This window comes from Nitrospirota bacterium, from assembly GCA_016235245.1.
GTDB lineage: Bacteria > Nitrospirota > Thermodesulfovibrionia > Thermodesulfovibrionales > UBA6898 > UBA6898.
The window spans coordinates 1-16,989 of the sequence record JACRLO010000006.1 but is presented as its reverse complement, the minus strand read 5'-3'; the positions used below and the strand labels follow the sequence as shown (position 1 = coordinate 16,989).

The window sequence follows — 16,989 nt, the reverse complement described above, 5'->3', positions numbered from 1 at the left end:
GAAGCTGATGTGCCAAGCGCAAACGGATGAATCCGGGAAGACAGCGCTCTGTTATGAATGATGATACGTTCTGTAATGCCCATAGACGAATATAAGGAGACTTATGATACCCGTAACGACCTTCCGAGTCATTCCAAAGATTCCTGAGAGTATTGAGAAGCTGAGAACGCTTGCCTACAATCTCAACTGGAGCTGGGATTATGAGGCAGTGGCTCTGATCAGGAGAATGGATCATGACCTATGGGAGGAAGCTGACCACAACCCGGTCAAGATCCTCGGCATGATAAGTCAGGAGCGGCTCGATGAGCTGTCGAAAGATGATGGATTCCTTGCCCATTATCGCAGAGTAACGGAAAAATTTGAGCGGTACATGCTGGAGCCAAAATGGTATGACAGACATTTTGGGAAAAAGGATGCGATTATTTCTTACTTCTCGCTTGAGTTTGGCATTACAGAGGCGTTGCCGATCTATTCTGGCGGACTCGGGATCCTTGCTGGTGATCACCTGAAATCGGCATCTGATCTCGGCATTCCCCTCATCGGTGTCGGACTCCTGTATCAGTGCGGATATTTCAGACAGCACCTGAACTATGACGGTTGGCAGGCTGAAAGCTATCCGATCAATGATTTCTACAATATGGCTGTCGAAGAGGTGAAAGATCAGGCTGGCAATAATCTCGTCGTATCCATTGACCTCTCAGGCAGAAAGGTGTATGCAAAAGCATGGCTTGTGAATGTGGGCCGTGTAAGGCTTTTTCTTCTCGATACCAACATCCCGCTGAATATAGGACCGGATCATGACATCACTGACGAGCTGTATGGAGGCGACAACGAAAAGAGGATCCAGCAGGAGATGGTGCTTGGTATCGGCGGCATCCGGATGCTCAAACAGCTTGGCATAATGCCGGCAGTCTGTCATATGAATGAGGGTCATTCAGCTTTTCTGGGACTCGAGCGCATCAGGACTCTGATGCAGGAACAGAAGATGTCCTTTAAGCAGGCAATAGAGGTTGTGCGGGCCGGTGGCGTATTTACCACTCATACACCTGTGCCGGCCGGCATCGATGTGTTCCCTTCGGACCTTATGAAAAAATATTTCTTCGACTATGCGAAGGAACTGGGCATCAGCTGGGATGATTTCCTGGCCCTGGGTTCAGACAGTTACGATAACCGGCATAACGGCTTTTCGATGGCAGCGCTGGCATTCCATCTTTCTGAGCGGTCCAACGGCGTAAGTAAACTCCATGGACATGTCTCAAGGAATATCTTCAGATATATATGGCCGGGATTACCCCAGGAAGAGATTCCGATTACATCGATCACGAATGGCATTCACCACAGATCCTGGATATCTCATGATGTTGAGTCGCTGTACTATCGGTATATGGGAGAGCATTGGATCCAGGAGCCTCAGAACATGAACAAAAAGGAGCATGTTGATGAGATACCGGACGAGGAACTCTGGAGGACTCATGAGAGAAGAAGGGAGAGACTGGTATCTTTTGCACGGAAGAAGTTGAAAAAGCAGCTCATCAGACGCGGCGCACCGATCACCGAGATCAAGACGGCCGAAGAGGTCCTCGATCCGGAGATACTTACCATCGGGTTTGCCAGAAGATTTGCCACCTATAAAAGAGCTGACCTTATACTGCGCCACCCCGACAGACTTGCCCGTATATTAAATAATGAGAACACGCCCGTGCAGATCATCTTTTCCGGCAAGGCACATCCCAAGGACACTCCAGGCAAGGAACTTATCCGTGAGCTTGTACATCTGTCCCAGCGGGAGGAGTTCAGAAAGCGCATTGTGTTTCTCGAGGACTACGACATTGCGATTGCTCGCTATCTCGTGCAGGGCGTTGATGTCTGGCTCAACACGCCGCGCAGGCTCTATGAGGCGTCAGGCACCAGCGGTATGAAGGCCGCAGTCAATGGAGTCCTGAATATGAGTATTCTTGACGGCTGGTGGGATGAAGCGTTCAAGCCGGGCATCGGTTGGGCGATCGGCAAGGTCGATGAATACTCTGATATCAACTACCAGTATGATATTGAGGCCAATGCCATCTATGACCTCCTTGAAAAGGAGGTCATCCCGCTTTTCTATACCAGAACAGATAAATTGCCGCGCGGGTGGATACATTATATGAAGGAATCGATCAGGAGTCTTTACCCTGTTTTTAATACCAATAGAATGGTTATTGAGTACACCGAGAAATGTTACAACAGGGCAGAGAGCCGCTTCGGACTAATCACAGAAAATAACTTTGAGAATGCAAAGGCACTTGCCGGGTTCAAGGACAACATAGCCGGGAAATGGTCGAAAATCAAGATCGAGGACATACGTTCGGATGCCGAAGAAAAGGTGATGATCGGAAATTGCCTAACGGTGCTTGCAACCGTAAACCTCGGAGAAATTGCCCCTGATCATGTTGATGTGCAGGTCTTTCATGGGCTTGTCAATAACACCGGCATGATCACTGACGGAGTCTCAGACAGCCTTAAAGATATCAGGAAGCTGGGCGACGGGAAATACGAGTTCTCCGGCTGTATTAATTGTACGCTAAGCGGCATGCAGGGGTTTTCGATAAGGATCTTGCCGAAAAACGATCTCCTTGAGAACCCCTTTGTGCCCGGCCTGATTAAATGGGCAGTTTAAAAAGGAAAAGCGCAAATACGCGCAAGCGAGATGTCAATGAATATGAATGAACTCATTTCCTCTCTCAAAAAAGGATCCGGCCTGGAACGTGCAAAGGCAGCTGAAGCCCTGGGAAAGACAAAGGACAGAAGGGCGGCAAAACCGCTTGTCGAAGCGCTCCGCGACGGCAACGCAGCGGTCAGGAATAACGCGGCATTTGCGCTTGGCATGATCGGCGCTTCCGAAGCAGTCCCTGAGATTAAGCCGCTGCTCAAGGACCCTGAAGAATGGGTGCGCAAAAGCGTTGCAAAGACATTGGGAATTCTCCGTGCATATGGGGCTGTTGACGAACTCGTTGCAGCACTGAGCGATCCTTCCTATATGGTGCGTAAGAATGTTGCCAGAAGTCTTGGTCAGATCGGTGGAGAGACCGCAGAGAAGGCTCTTGAAAATGCGGTCTCCGACCCGGACCTCATTGTAGCGCATACGGCCAAAGAAGCCTTGGAAAAGCTGCAAAAAGCGTGAAGGAATAACCATATGACGAGAGCGAGAAAAAATATTTTACTCAGACTGTTTGCGTCTATGCTGATCGTTGTCCTTGTTTCGATATCTTCTGCAGCAGACCAGAAGATTAAGGCCAAGGTGCCAGGGATAACCTGAGCTTCTTCAGCCATGGCAGCCAGTGATGCTGCCAAATCCATCCCCGGCATATCCTTTGTGGATGAAGATATGGTGAGTGCTGCCATGACTATTATTTTCGACGATGAGAAGGTCAATCTGGATAAGATAAAGGCGGCAATGAAAAAAGAGGGCTTCCCGATTGAGGGGGAGCCCGAAGTGCTTAAATAGCCGGTCCGTGCCGCATAACGTATCTGCAGCGAAGATGAACGCAACTTAATTTTTCTCTGCCATTGCCTGTGGTATTATTTCATCACAAATACACTGCATAACGACCGCATCAATGGCCGGTTTTCCGTGCTCACCGCAAGAATAAAAACTCAAAGGGAGGTCTTCATGTTTAATGCACGAAGTATCAAAGAATTTATAAAAGTCCCGGCGCATATACTTTATCATGTAGCGATCATTATCAGCAGCGCTGGCATCGCACTTTCCCTGCCCTATACAGTAAGTTTCCTCTCACGTCAATTTCATGCATATTGGCAGATCATCGGGGATGAAAAAATATTCCTTCTGCTTGCCGAAATAGTCCTCGCGGTGCTGCTGATCCTCTTCTTCAATTATACCGGCTGGGTCTGGCGGGACAGGCGGCTTGCGCGTATTGCACGCAATGCAGGCCTTGTTTTCGCCTCTTCGAGGGGGATCTTTGCGCGCAGGAACAGCAGAAAACTGAAGGAGACTCAGGGCATAGCACGGGATATCATGGTCATCGGATCGACCGGCTTCAGGACCTTTACGGATCCACGGGGAGATCTTCATGCGGTCATAAAGAACTGTCGAAAAGCAAAGATCATGCTCCTCAACCCCGCAGGGGAGGGAGCGGTCACGCGCGTAAAGAGCATCCTTAACCCTGAAATTACCCTTGAAAAGTTCAGAGAGCAGATCAGAAGCAGCATCGGTTTACTGAAGGAACTGAAGGCAGTGCAGAAAGATATCAGGCTCAAACTTTACTGTGATGTACCGTTTTTGAAGATGGCGTTGTCAGGGGACTACCTATGGGTGAACCATTACCACACGGGACTTGATGTGCAAGGTATGCCTGAATATGTCTTTGTTCATAACCAGAATCCCGGAAGCCTTTATAGCATCTTCTACCAGTATTTTCTGAACTATTGGGCAGATCCGAAAATCCCTGAATATGATCTGGAAACGGATGAACTCGTCTATAGGGATAGTGCAGGTAATGAGGAAAAGAGAGAGAGAATTGAAGAATTGGAAACGGCTGCCATGAACTGACTTGAAGAGGGGCAGCAGGGTGCCCTGCTGCCCCTCTTCAAGCTCTTGTCTGATAGCAGTGCTATTTCTTCTTTGCGACAGTCTTCTTTGCCGGAGCGGCCTTTTTGACAACAGCTTTTTTTACGACGGCCTTCTTTGGAGCAGCTTTCTTTGCCGGAGCGGCCTTTTTGACAACAGCTTTTTTTACGACGGCCTTCTTTGGAGCAGCTTTCTTTGCCGGAGCAGCCTTCTTGACAACAGCTTTCTTTGCGACAGCCTTCTTTGGAGCAGCTTTCTTTACAGTTTTCTTCATCGGTTTTTCCTTTCCTTTTGTGGCTGATTTTTTTGTGTTAGTTTTAACGTCTGCCTTAACCTGTTTTTTTGTCTTGCCTGTTGTTGCTGCCTTTCTGAACGTTACTTCAGCCTCGAATGGTTTCTTCGGCTCTGCCTTGGTTTTTTCAGCCTGGACCATAGGCGGGTGCTCTTTTTTGATTTCAACATGAAATGGTTTCTTGACTGAGAGAGGACCAAAACTTTCGAGAACGCCGAGGATATTGTCCTCCTGGATAAGTGTAATATCCTGGCCGTCGACTACGATCTCTTTTGCCATGTAATCAATGAACATGACGCGCTGACCTGGCTTCAGCACGGTAGGGACAAACTTTTTTTCCTTCTCGCCCTTTTTCTTTTCGAATTTTCCGGTACCGATGGCTTCAATAATGCCTTCAGTCGGTTTGCTCCTGGCAGCATCAGGAATGATGATGCCGCCGCTGGTCTTTTCCTCCGGGTCACTTCTTTTGATTAGGACCCAATCATGAAGCGGTCTAACCCCCATGTCAGATACCTCCTGCAAAAATGGTATTGGTTCATTATACTGTAAGAAGCCTTTGGCTGACCAGCAGATGGCGCGTCTGCAAAAAAATAATTAGCATAGATGAAATATGGTGAGCAGTCTCTGCGGCAATGATAGACCGACTTGAGAAGCCTGATCATCATTCATGGAGAGCAGGGCAATAATCGGACAACAGAGCCTTGGAGATGAAGCTGCTCTTATCCATTTCCCCGTATTCACGCCTTGCGGTGTATCCGTATTCAATCGTATCAGGCAGAGAATAATGCTCAAGTGAAGCGATGGTCGTTAGAAATCGAGGTATAATGAACATATGGATATCCGCAATCGGGCGGGAGATATAAAAACGGAAGATCACCGATCTTTCATATTTTCTTCATTATGAAGGGATATGATGAAGCCATGAAAGCAACTGCAACGATATCAATGTTACTACTATTGCTGGCCGGGAGCGTTATCATGACAAGTGCCGAGACAAACAAGACTACTGCAATAACCCTGGAAAAAGCGACTTTGGCCGGAGGCTGTTTCTGGTGTATGGAACCGCCATTTGAAAAACTCTCGGGAGTCAAAGATGTTGTCTCGGGCTATACCGGGGGGCATAAGAAAAGCCCCACCTATGAAGAGGTATCTTCGGGCAAGACCGGCCATCTGGAATCGATTGAGGTAACCTATGATCCTTCGGTCGTGGCGTATGAAAAGATCCTTGAGGTTTTCTGGAGGAATATTGATCCGACAGACCCCGCCGGTCAGTTTGTAGACAGAGGCGGCCAATATCGGTCTGCGATCTTCTATCATACGGACGAGCAGAGAAAGATAGCAGAAGCATCAAAACAAAAACTTGCCAGATCAGGCATATTCAGCAAGCCCATTGTTACGGAGATCCTGCCTGCGACAACATTTTATCGTGCAGAGGAATATCATCAGGACTATTATAAGAAGAGCGCCATCAAATATAAATTCTACCGTTATAATTCTGGGAGAGACCAGTTTCTTGAAAAGACATGGAAGGGAAAGGCTGAGATACCGACAGCGACGCAGCAAGTGAAAACCTTTGTGAAGCCATCAAAAGAGGAATTGAAAAAAAAGCTGACCCCGATGCAGTACAAGGTGACTCAGGAGGAAGGAACGGAACCAGCTTTCAATAACGAATATGCAAACAACAAAAGAGTGGGCATCTATGTTGATATTGTCTCGGGCGAGCCGCTTTTCAGCTCAATTGACAAGTATGATTCAGGGACCGGCTGGCCCAGCTTTACCCGGCCACTTGATCCATCGAATATCGTTGAGAAGACGGATAGAAGCTGGTTTACGACACGGACAGAGGTGAGGTCCAAACAGGGTGATTCGCATCTCGGCCATGTTTTTAACGACGGCCCCAAACCGACCGGCCTCAGATATTGCATGAACTCGGCTGCTCTCCGCTTTATCCCAAAGGAAGATCTTGAAAAAGAAGGCTACGGGCAGTACAAGAAGCTCTTTGAGAAATAGTCTTCATGGAAGAAGAAAATATCGCAGAGTTTGGACCCGTTGAGATCCCGATCTCCGGAGTTCTTGATCTCCACTCATTTCATCCTGGTGAGGTAAAAGACCTGCTTCCTGACTACCTGCATGAATGCTGGATGAAGGGAATCTTTGAGGTGCGGGTCATACACGGCAAGGGCACTGGTGCGCTGCGTGAAACCGTGCATGCCATACTAAAAAGAATGCCATTGGTCGCATCATTTAAGCTCGCTGACGAAACTGCAGGCTCATGGGGTGCGACACTCGTCAGCTTGAAGTCAGATCCGTTTTATTGAGTCTTGACCCATCAGGAGCCTTTGATATACCTTATCCGGAGAGGATGAATGTGAGGAGTTATATCAGAATACTATCTTTGCTCCTGGGTCTTGGGCTGCTGCTTTATTGGGCTGTGCCGTCCCAGTCAAAGCCGGCTGCTCTCGATGAGATAAAAAAGCGCGGGTACCTGCTCTGGGGCTCTGATGCAGAAGGCGGCGCTCCTTATATCTTCCCTGACCCCAGGGACCCTTCAAAACTGATCGGATTTGAGGTCGATATTGCCGATGCCATTGCCCGTGAGTTGGGCGTAAAGGCAAAGCAGTCCCAGAATGCATGGGACAGTCTTGTCCCCGGTCTGCAGAGGGGCGATTATGATATTGCGATGAACGGCATCGAGATCACGCCCCAGAGAGAGCAGGAAGTGCTCTTCTCGGTCCCCTACTATATCTATACTGAGCAGCTCGTTGTCAGAAAGGAAGAGACAGCCATCCAGACCATGGATGATCTGAAGGGCAGGAAGGTCGGGACCCTTTCAGGCACGGTTGCGCAGGATATCCTGACAAAGATCGGCAGCGTTGACGTAAAGATCTATCCCGGTCAGGTCGAGCCGTACGAGGACCTTGCGATCGGCAGGATCGATGCGGTGCTTCTTGACCTTCCGATCGCTGCGTACTATGGCAAGCCGAATCCGAAACTGAAATATGCCGGAGCGCCAATGGGCGAGGGGTTTTATGCCATTGCCGTGCGCAAGGGCGATGCTGATCTCCAGAAGGCCATCAATGATATCCTCGCAAAACTCCTCACATCTGGTGAACTTAAAAAGATATACGAAAAGTGGGACCTCTGGAACGCGACGCAGGAAAAACTGTATAAGAACCTGCAGGATTCATCAGGCAGCAGCGGACTTGAGGAGAGCAAGAAGGCACCGGTCCATACCTTCTTCCCCATGCTTCTGAAGGGAGCCGGTCTTACGATTTTCATCTCGGCAACAGCCATGGCACTGGCGATATGCCTTGGGCTTCTGCTGACGGTTGTGAGACTGTACAGCAGGCCGCCCTTCAGCAATCTCGCTACTGCGTATATTGAGGTCTATCGCGGAACGCCGCTCCTTATCCAGCTGTATATCCTCTATTACGGGTTGCCGAATATCGGCATTTCCCTCAGTCCTTTTGCTGCCGCATTCCTTGGGCTCGGCATGAACTATGCCGCATATGAGGCGGAGCTGTACAGGGCAGGTATCAGTGCAATTCCAAAAGGACAGATGGAGGCAGCGCTGTCGCTCGGCATGACGCAGGGCATGGCCTTGCAGAGGGTCATACTGCCCCAGGCCTTCAGGATAGCACTGCCGGGTGTGACGAACGATTTTATTGCGCTTTTTAAAGACTCTTCTTTGGTCTCTATCATTGCGATGGTCGAGCTCACGAAGACCTATACCATACTTGCTGCATCGACCCTAAGATTCTTTGAACTCGGGTTGATCGTTGCCGTCCTTTATTTTGCGATGAGCTATCCGCTTTCCCTTTTTGCGCGCAGTCTTGAAGAGAAGCTGAAGGGGAAACGCAGATGATCACGGTCAGGGATCTGCATAAGGCCTTTGGCGAGCAACAGCTCTTCAGGGGTATTAACCTTGAGATCAACAAGGGTGAGGTGGTTGTCTGTATCGGCCCCTCAGGCAGCGGCAAGAGCACGTTCCTGAGATGTATCAATGGCCTCGAATATTTCGAGAAGGGCGAGATCCTGGTCGATTCCCTTGAGCTGCATTCGATCAACAGGGTGAGGCCTTCCAGGGAAGACCTTGAGGCAATACGCCGGATACGGCTCAAGGTCGGCATGGTTTTTCAGCAGTTCAATCTTTTCCCTCATATGACTGTGCTTGAAAATATTATCGAGGCTCCCATGAGCGTTCTCAGTGTGAACAAAGAAGCGGCCACTGAGCAGGCAGTATCGCTTCTGCGGAGAATAAATCTTGAATCAAAGATAAACAGCTATCCTGATCAGCTCTCGGGTGGTGAACAGCAGCGGGTTGCAATTGCGAGGGCCCTTGCGATGAAGCCAGAGGCAATGCTATTTGATGAGCCTACATCCTCCCTTGACCCTGAAATGGTCGGCGAAGTGCTTGGGGTCATAAAGGGTCTGGTGAACGAGGGCATGACAACGATCATTGCAACGCATGAAATGGGTTTTGCACGCGAGGTCGCTGACAGGATCGTGGTATTTGATAAGGGCGAGATCGTTGAGATCGGCGCACCTGAAGAGATCTTTGCCAATCCGAAAGCAGAACGCACAAAGACCTTTCTCAGCCGGGTGCTGAAGATCTAGCCCCGCTCTATTACTGCCAGCAGACTGGTATAATAGTTCCCATGCAGACAACCGCGTATCTCATTCTTGCTGCCTATGTCCTGATCCAGTCTGCGGACTATTGGCTTGACTATATCAATATCAGATATATGAAAGAGAAAGGCCTTGCGATACCCCCCGGTTTTGAGGGATATATTGACGAGGCGCTGTTGAAGAAGTCCCATGCGTACACGATCGAGCATAACACCATCGGCCTTGTCGAATCCGTGATCAGCAACATCATCACCCTTGTCTTTATCTATGGAGGTCTGCTTGCGCTGTACTCCTCATGGATATCCTCTCTTTCCGCTTTCTTCATTATCCAGGGCATACTCTTTTTTCTGATTCTGAGTTATGCCGGCTCCCTGCTCTCGATCCCCTTCAGCCTGTACAACACGTTTAAAATAGAGAACAGATACGGCTTTAACACCATGACCGTGAAGCTTTGGATCACGGACCTTATCAAGTCAACGCTCATCTCGACCGTGCTTATGGGCATTGTTCTGGTCTGCGGGCTCTGGATCATACAGAAGAGCCCTGAGCTCTGGTGGCTTTATGTCTGGTCCTTCTTTTTTGTCTTCAGCATATTCATGATGTATATCTCTCCGTATGTGATCGAACCGCTCTTCAATAAATTCACCCCGCTTGAGGGCGATACCCTCGAGGAGAGGATAAAGGCGATGATGCAGAAGACCGGCATCAGGATCAGCCGCGTCTTTAAGATCGATGCCTCAAAGCGCAGCCATCACACGAACGCGTATTTCACCGGCATCGGCAAGACAAAAAGGATCGTTTTGTACGACACGCTCCTGAACAAGATGGATGAGGACGAGGTCCTTGCAGTGCTGGCCCATGAAGGGGGACACTGGAAGAAAAAGCATGTGCTGAAGATGCTTGTTGTCTTCGAAACGCTTTCCTTGGCTGGTGCGTATATTGCCTTCAGGGTTCTTAAGGCAGGTATTCTTGCGGAGATATTCGGCATCAAAGGGAACACTTTTTTTGCTGAACTGGTGATCCTTAGCTTTGTCTTTAGTATTGTCTCTTTTCCCTTTACGCCATTATTTAGCGCGTTTTCCCGTAAACATGAGCGCGAGGCTGACAGGTTTGCAGTTGAGATTGCGCCAAAGCCGGATGCTCTTGCCACATCTCTGATCAAACTCTCGAAGGACAATCTCTCGAATCTCCATCCCCATCCGTTATACGCTGCATTTTACTATTCTCATCCTCCGGTTGTCGAAAGGGTGAAGAAGATCCATGAAATGGCAAGGGAAAGATCGTAAAAGAAGAGTACTTCACAGGGGGAAGTGAAATGTCACTTCCCCCTGTCTGTTATGGCCTAACGCCTATGCACCAAAGGTATATTTTGTTCCCGAGGTATTGATGGTGAAAGCGTCGGGCATTTCTTTGCTCAAAGCCATCATCGCCCTGAACCCTGTACAGTGGGTCCCCACGATATGGTCGGGCTTCATTGCCTTGATATCCGCAACAGTGCTCTGAATAAGTTCAGGTTTCGCAACAATAAGATGGAACCCTCCCATTATCGCGTGTACCTTCTCCGTTGCGGAGACCTTCTGCGCATGTTTGACTGTGTTAACGATTCCGCAATGCGAACACCCGGAAAGAACGACCAGGCCTTTCCCCTTTACGTTAAAGAAAACAGCCTGCTCACCCGGAAAAATATCGGATTCGATCTTGTCGCCGCGCTTCACTTGCTGAGACGCAGGCACTTTCTCATAGCTCGTGATCCTCTCTATTTTTCCGCTGACGTATGCGCCGGGAATGATTTGAGTCGGGGTTTTTGTCTCCACAACCTTTACTCCCAGGGCTTCGAGATCTTCTTTGCTCAGCTGCCCGATGTCTGTAGGTTCTGTTGCTCCGGGGCGCAGCGTGTATCTCCGGGCAAAGGCCTCCTCGCCCACATAAAATGGCGTTCCCGCAGCAATCTTGGACTGGTTCTGCTTGAGGATACTGATCGCGCCTGTATAGTGGTCGTAATGGCCGTGGCTCAGGCTGAAGGCGTTTGTCTTTCCAATATCAAGCCCCAGCAATGCAATATTGTTCAGCACGCTTGCGGGGTCAAGTCCGAAATCGAACATACAGGAGCTTGTCTTCCCGCCGACAACCGTCTCGATATAATAGGAAAGGCCGTGTTGCGCGCTCATCGATTTCCCAGCCACTGAGCGGTAGCGCTTTGTGATATTGTTGCTCTCCGGCTCATTCGTGTCATAATAGTTGTCTGCCAGGATCCAGATTGTCAATTTATCTACTTCGGTGAAACCTGTGGCAGCCTCTGCCATTGCGCCGGGGTTCAATGCCTCGCCGGCAGCAACCAGAACTCCTGTCGCTGCTGCGTACTTCAGAAAATCCCTTCGGTTTAATCCACTGTCAACATCCATAGTGCACCTCCATAGTGCTGTTCATTTTCCCTAAAATCAGGCTGCCTTTCGTCTCCTCCTGTCGAAAAGCTTATTTTGTGGGGAGCGCTTGCTTATGTCTAACCGTAGCAGTTAAGCCCTACACCGTCAACGTCAAGTTCCCGTAAGGTGACAAGCCCATAATCAGATCTTGACGCTCAGGATCGATAGCGGCATTTATTCTATCGAATTCCTATGGCACGAGCCTTAGGGGGTGGGAGCAGGGGAAGGACATGAGGCGGTTCTGGGGTATTCTAATGATGTTGAGTTCAGGAAGAACAAAAAATAATCTTTAAGACTATGATTATTTGTTCTCAACCGGTTTGTGTTCAGCCGGGGCATCAGGTTCTTGTCCGGGTGGCGAGGTCCTGGCCGCAAAGAAACATCCAAGGGATATGAAGACGGCAATGCAGGCTACTGTGACTGCGAGCGCTTCGCCGTGCCACAACCCGATAAACCAGCGACTGATTTCATCTGCAAACACAGCCGCATTCCCGCCCATGAGCTTTAAATCATGTACATACTTTTTGGAATTTTCCGGTGTAACGAGATAGGCATTCCCGCCCACGATTTCATAGCCTAAAACGCTCTGCGAATCATTTCCGGCAGTCAGATAGATCCATAGGGAACTGCTCAGACCAACGAGCAGGATGATGCCGCTGATGAGGTAAAGACGTGTTTGCAGATTTGTTGTTTTCGCTCTCATTAATGCAACGATCTACTTTGCAGCGATCATGGTCTTCAGCACATTGCCGAGGCGGTTGATGCCAATCCTGATCGTCTCCTCATCAACGCTTGAGTAGTTGAGGCGGAGGGTGGTGACGTCCTTCCTGTTTACATAAAAGGGATCTCCCGGTACAAAGGCCACCTTCTGTCTGACCGCTTCTTTGAAGACCTGCATCGCAGACATGCCCAGGGGAAGCGTGACCCAGAGGAACATGCCTCCCTCCGGATGGGTATAGGCGATCTCAGCCGGAAAATATTCCTGTATCGCCCCTACCATGGCGTCCCTCTGCTTTCCATACGCATGCCTGATCCTGCTGATATGTTCGTCTATATCATTGTCCTTCAGATACTGGTGAATGATCCGCTGACCAAAATAGTTGGTATGCAGGTCAGAGGCCTGCTTGGCGATCACCAGTTTTTCCATGATCTCATTGTTTGCAACGATCCATCCTATGCGGAAGGACGGGACCACCGTCTTCGAAAATGAGCCGAGGAGCACCGTATTTTCGGGCATGAGCTGATAGAACGATGGTTTCTCTTTCCCGAGGAAACGCAGTTCTCCATAAGGGTCATCTTCAACAAGGATCGTCCGTTTGCCCTTGAGTATATGCGTGACACCTTTTCGATTCTCTTCAGAATAGCTTATGCCTGAAGGGTTCTGAAAGTTCGGCACGCAGTAGAACATTTTTACATAATGGTTCGATACAATCTCATGAAATGGATCGAGCTCTATTCCTTCTTCATTCACCGGCACCGGGTGAAAGGTTGATTTGTAGATCGAAAATGCCTGGATCGCGCCGAGGTACCCGGGTTCTTCAATAATGACATTGTCCCCGTCGTTCAGGAGTGTCTTGCCGAGGAGGTCCATGCCCTGCTGCGAACCTGAGGTGATGAGGATATGATCAGGATGAACATGGATCTGTTTTGACCGGTACCGGTCTGCGATCCACTCTCTCAGTTCGATAAAACCCTCAGAAGAACTGTACTGCAGAACGTCCTTGCCTGAGGCTTCCAGGAGCTTGTTTGTTGCTTTCTTTATTTCTTCAAGAGGAAACAGATCGCGGTTTGGCAGGCCGCCGGCAAAAGAAATGACAGACTCGTCCACAGCCAGTTTCAGGATTTCCCTGATAAAGGACCTCGGCACATCAGAGATTCTGTCTGCGAATATATTGCCCACTTAATCGTTCAATTTCTCAAGATACTGCCGGACTGTGATGCCGCTGCTGTTCTTCATTGCATCCATGAAGGCAAGCTGGCCATTCTGAATTCTGGTCATCATGTCGTTAGCAGGGAAAAAGTCAAATTTCATCGAGATGCCCGGAGTGACCACATAGGCGCTTGCCCCGAATCTTCCTCCGTCCATCACCTTTGCTGCCTTTATTTTCCCTGCCGTGACGAGCTCCGCCAGAAACTGCATGAGTGTGTCAAAATTATAGCTGAGGTTGCGCTCGTCGAGAACGAGTTCGAACACTCCTTCCCCCTCGACTTTTTTTACAGGGCAACGGAAAGGAAGATGTTCCCTGGCTACGCCAGAGCATGTTGCCTTGAATGCATCGAATCTGCTTCGTATTTCTGTCTCATCCAGAGAGGAATGGAAAAGAAGACGTTTGTCGAATCCTTCCTTATCCCCCAATAGTGCTATGCTGTAACCCATTGCGGCCCTCCTGTCTTATTATGTGCGGTTCCCGGACAGGCGCAGAAAGAGGTTGACCTCTCCCCCGCCATGAATCACCGGGTTTATGAACGTGGTCTGCCTTCTGATGCATCCACCGGGAATCAGTTACTCGATATTAAAGGTAGCTACCTCTTTCATGCCCGGGATGTACTGGCCAACAGGAACCAGTTTTTTATTCTCCTTTACGCAGTCGATGATGATGGACCAGAGCTGGTTAAGCTCTTCTTTTTCCCTGGGATTTTCAGGGGTCATTTTCAAAAGTGTTCCTTCAAGTTCGATCTTCATTACAAGTCCTCCAATATATTAAGATAGATTATTATACTATGAATACCATTTTTCTGAGGGAGTCGTAAGATCGTCAAATATCGTCGATGCAGCTGTCGCCCCCTGCCCCACTGCAGTGACGATCTGTTTGAATCCTCCGGTAATATCACCAGCAGCGTACACTCCCGGAATATTGGTCCTGTGCGCCTTGTCTATTTTAATATAGCCTTCGTCATCCATCTTGATGTTGAGCTTCCTGGCCAGGCCGCTATTGGGGACATAGCCTATGGCGATGAACAGACCGTCTATCGGAACGATGCGCCTTGAGCCGTCGATCGTATTTTCAAGGACAACATCTTTTGCGAACTTATCTCCCCTGATCTCATGCACGGTACTGTTGAAGATAGTGGGGATATTGTTTGCGGCAAGACTGTCCTGCAGGAATTTCTCTGCCCTCAGTTTGTCCCTCCTGTGAACAATGGTGACATCAACGCCGATATTCTTTAAATAGAGGGCTTCTGTGGCTGCTGTGTTGCCGCCCCCGACAACGAAGACCTTCTTGCCGTCCTTGAAGAAATACCCGTCACAGGACGCGCAGTAACTGACGCCGCGGCCCTGAAACTCTTTCTCTCCTGGAACGTCCAGTTTTCTGGATTCTGCGCCGGCAGCAATTAGGATGGCCTTTACGCTGTAGGCTGCGCTGTTTGTCCTGATTTCAAAGAAATCACCCTTTCGCTGAAGTTCGAGGACCTCTTCGCCCTGGTGAATGTCAGTATATTGGATTGCCTGCTGTGCCATCATGTCCATGAGTGTCTTGCCGCCGATTCGGGTGAAGCCGGGATAGTTCTCTACCAGGGGGGTTATGGCAACCTGACCGCCGATATTGCCCTTTTCAATGACAACAGCATGCAGTCCGCTCCGTTCAGCGTAGATGGCAGCAGTCAGACCGGCAGGACCGGCACCGACGATTGCGAGATCTTTCTCTATGGTGCCGCTGCCTTCAAAAGGCTTGACCTCAATAGGTGCTGCTGTCAGCACTTCCTCGACAAAGACCTCTTCAGGCTGCAGGCCTATGCCAACAGGTTGGTCGTTCACAAATGTTTGGGGAACGGAGAAGGCGTTGAACTCTGTTGCGAGGTCTTTGTTCTCATAGATCTCAATGATCTCGGTGCTGATCAGGTCTTCTCTTTCTATGGCAGCGCAGATCGCGAGAATTACCTGAAGGGGGCAATAGGGACAGGTGGGGCTCACAAAGACCTTTAAATTGCGATTATCTTTCAGTTCAGAAAGGCGTTTTTTTGATGCATCAGAGAGAACGGTCTTGCCTGTAGAGGCCATGAGAAGCGCGATCAGAAAGGTGCGGGCCTCTTCTCCTGCCGGGGCGCCGGTGAGCCTTATGGCGTAACGCTCAGGCTCGATCAGGAGAGTAGGTGTCCGGGTTACATGATATTTTTTTGCAATGTCACTGTCCGGTGTCACAATAACAGGCCTGATCTTGTCCGACAGGGCAGAGAGTTCCTTCAGGAGCTTTCTGCAGAATTCATTAAATGATTTGTTTTGTTCTTCTGACAGCACGGCAACCACGGTTACCGGCTTATCCATATGCTGCAACTCCTTCTGAAGGAGTTTTTTCGAGCCTTCCGGAATAAAAGTATCCTTATTTGTTGTCATTTCATGTCCTGAAGATACAAGCAGTTGTTTTGCTTCTAGTTTACCTGAAAAAAAGATCAAAATATCGGGCGATAAAACGAGATAATTTTTGAGTATACCCTTTATTGACTTGAAATTCCCATCTCGGATAAGATAACAATTCAATGAAAATAGCAATCGGATCGGACCATGCAGGCTTTGGCCTCAAAGAGAATGTTCTTGAGCTTTTGAATGAGCTCAATCATGATATTGTTGACTGCGGCACCTACAATACGGAATCTGTGGACTACCCGGATTTTGGTGAAAAGGTCTCACATATGGTTTCTGCCGGCGAAGTTGAAATGGGTGTTTTGATCTGTGGCACTGGCTTGGGTATGTCCATGGTGGCGAATAAGTTCCCGAATGTCAGGGCAGCGCTCTGTAATGACCTTTTTAGCGCGAAAATGAGCCGGCTCCATAATGATGCCAATGTCCTTGTCCTTGGCGGCAGGATTATCGGCAAAGACCTGGCTTCGGAGATCGTGCGGACATGGCTGAGCACAGCCTTCGAAGGTGAGCGGCATATGAGACGACTGAATAAAATCAAGAAAATAGAGGAAACCTTAAACAGCAATGATAAATGAAAGCCTGAAAACCAGCGACCCCGAAGTTTTTGATGCTATAGAGAAGGAAAAGAACAGGGAGCATCAGAAGATTGTTCTTATAGCCTCGGAAAATTATGCAAGCCGGGCAGTGCTTGAGGCACAGGGATCGATCTTTACGAATA

Annotated in this window: 18 protein-coding genes and 1 pseudogene; 11 read left to right on the top strand and 8 right to left on the bottom strand. The window is 49.0% G+C overall.

Annotation, left to right across the window (positions count from 1 at the left end; translation table 11 throughout):
* Positions 1–106 precede the first annotated feature (106 nt).
* The 4 genes from glgP (at position 107) to HZB31_02540 (ending at position 4,549) form a co-directional block, all read left to right on the top strand.
* Positions 107–2,656, top strand: a complete 2,550-nt coding sequence (gene glgP, locus HZB31_02555) for an alpha-glucan family phosphorylase (protein ID MBI5846820.1) — start codon at positions 107–109, stop codon at positions 2,654–2,656.
* Positions 2,657–2,692: 36 nt separating this feature from the next.
* Positions 2,693–3,160, top strand: a complete 468-nt coding sequence (locus HZB31_02550; protein MBI5846819.1) for a HEAT repeat domain-containing protein — start codon at positions 2,693–2,695, stop codon at positions 3,158–3,160.
* Positions 3,161–3,307: 147 nt separating this feature from the next.
* On the top strand, positions 3,308–3,484 hold the full coding sequence (locus HZB31_02545; protein ID MBI5846818.1) for a hypothetical protein: 177 nt from the start codon (positions 3,308–3,310) through the stop codon (positions 3,482–3,484).
* 165 nt (positions 3,485–3,649) lie between these two features.
* Positions 3,650–4,549 (top strand): hypothetical protein, encoded by a 900-nt coding sequence (locus tag HZB31_02540; protein MBI5846817.1) that lies wholly within the window; start codon positions 3,650–3,652, stop codon positions 4,547–4,549.
* Between the two features lie 514 nt (positions 4,550–5,063).
* Here HZB31_02540 and HZB31_02535 read toward each other — a convergent pair.
* Together HZB31_02535 and HZB31_02530 are read right to left on the bottom strand one after the other, a co-directional pair.
* A pseudogene (locus HZB31_02535) lies at positions 5,064–5,363 on the bottom strand (co-chaperone GroES).
* A 157-nt stretch (positions 5,364–5,520) separates the two neighbouring features.
* Positions 5,521–5,691 (bottom strand): hypothetical protein, encoded by a 171-nt coding sequence (locus tag HZB31_02530; GenBank protein MBI5846816.1) that lies wholly within the window; start codon positions 5,689–5,691, stop codon positions 5,521–5,523.
* Between the two features lie 89 nt (positions 5,692–5,780).
* On the opposite strand from HZB31_02530, the gene msrB reads away from it, so the two are divergent.
* Genes msrB through HZB31_02505 form a run of 5 tightly spaced genes read left to right on the top strand, consistent with a single transcriptional unit; the run spans position 5,781 to position 10,774 of the window.
* Positions 5,781–6,869, top strand: a complete 1,089-nt coding sequence (gene msrB, locus HZB31_02525) for a peptide-methionine (R)-S-oxide reductase MsrB (GenBank protein MBI5846815.1) — start codon at positions 5,781–5,783, stop codon at positions 6,867–6,869.
* A 5-nt stretch (positions 6,870–6,874) separates the two neighbouring features.
* On the top strand, positions 6,875–7,177 hold the full coding sequence (locus HZB31_02520) for a Smr/MutS family protein (GenBank protein ID MBI5846814.1): 303 nt from the start codon (positions 6,875–6,877) through the stop codon (positions 7,175–7,177).
* A gap of 44 nt (positions 7,178–7,221) precedes the next feature.
* Positions 7,222–8,724 carry an ABC transporter permease subunit gene (locus HZB31_02515; GenBank protein MBI5846813.1) on the top strand — a complete coding sequence of 501 codons (1,503 nt, stop codon included), beginning with the start codon at positions 7,222–7,224 and terminating at the stop codon, positions 8,722–8,724.
* Positions 8,721–9,476, top strand: coding sequence for an amino acid ABC transporter ATP-binding protein (locus HZB31_02510; protein MBI5846812.1), 756 nt, complete (start codon positions 8,721–8,723; stop codon positions 9,474–9,476). Before HZB31_02515 ends, HZB31_02510 begins: the two co-directional genes overlap by 4 nt.
* A 41-nt stretch (positions 9,477–9,517) precedes the next feature.
* Positions 9,518–10,774, top strand: coding sequence for a M48 family metallopeptidase (locus tag HZB31_02505; GenBank protein ID MBI5846811.1), 1,257 nt, complete (start codon positions 9,518–9,520; stop codon positions 10,772–10,774).
* Positions 10,775–10,837: 63 nt separating this feature from the next.
* Here the strand turns inward: HZB31_02505 and HZB31_02500 are convergent, their stop codons facing one another.
* The 6 genes from HZB31_02500 to trxB all read right to left on the bottom strand — a co-directional run bounded on the left by HZB31_02500 (position 10,838) and on the right by trxB (position 16,244).
* The gene (locus HZB31_02500; GenBank protein ID MBI5846810.1) at positions 10,838–11,890 is read right to left on the bottom strand and encodes a twin-arginine translocation signal domain-containing protein; all 1,053 of its coding nucleotides are present in this window, start codon (positions 11,888–11,890) and stop codon (positions 10,838–10,840) included.
* A 322-nt stretch (positions 11,891–12,212) separates the two neighbouring features.
* Positions 12,213–12,614 carry a hypothetical protein gene (locus HZB31_02495; GenBank protein ID MBI5846809.1) on the bottom strand — a complete coding sequence of 134 codons (402 nt, stop codon included), beginning with the start codon at positions 12,612–12,614 and terminating at the stop codon, positions 12,213–12,215.
* Positions 12,615–12,626: 12 nt separating this feature from the next.
* Positions 12,627–13,811, bottom strand: a complete 1,185-nt coding sequence (locus HZB31_02490; protein ID MBI5846808.1) for a PLP-dependent aminotransferase family protein — start codon at positions 13,809–13,811, stop codon at positions 12,627–12,629.
* Complete coding sequence (locus HZB31_02485) at positions 13,812–14,288, bottom strand: hypothetical protein (protein MBI5846807.1); 477 nt, start codon at positions 14,286–14,288, stop codon at positions 13,812–13,814. It abuts the gene before it with no gap.
* A gap of 126 nt (positions 14,289–14,414) precedes the next feature.
* The gene (locus HZB31_02480; GenBank protein MBI5846806.1) at positions 14,415–14,594 is read right to left on the bottom strand and encodes a hypothetical protein; all 180 of its coding nucleotides are present in this window, start codon (positions 14,592–14,594) and stop codon (positions 14,415–14,417) included.
* A 36-nt stretch (positions 14,595–14,630) separates the two neighbouring features.
* Positions 14,631–16,244, bottom strand: a complete 1,614-nt coding sequence (gene trxB, locus HZB31_02475; protein ID MBI5846805.1) for a thioredoxin-disulfide reductase — start codon at positions 16,242–16,244, stop codon at positions 14,631–14,633.
* A gap of 143 nt (positions 16,245–16,387) precedes the next feature.
* On the opposite strand from trxB, the gene rpiB reads away from it, so the two are divergent.
* Both rpiB and HZB31_02465 read left to right on the top strand, forming a co-directional pair.
* A complete protein-coding gene (rpiB, locus tag HZB31_02470; GenBank protein MBI5846804.1) occupies positions 16,388–16,846 on the top strand; it encodes a ribose 5-phosphate isomerase B in 459 nt (152 codons plus the stop codon).
* Positions 16,836–16,989 (top strand): serine hydroxymethyltransferase (locus HZB31_02465; GenBank protein MBI5846803.1); only part of this gene is annotated, 154 nt, incomplete at its 3' end. The genes rpiB and HZB31_02465, both read left to right, overlap by 11 nt.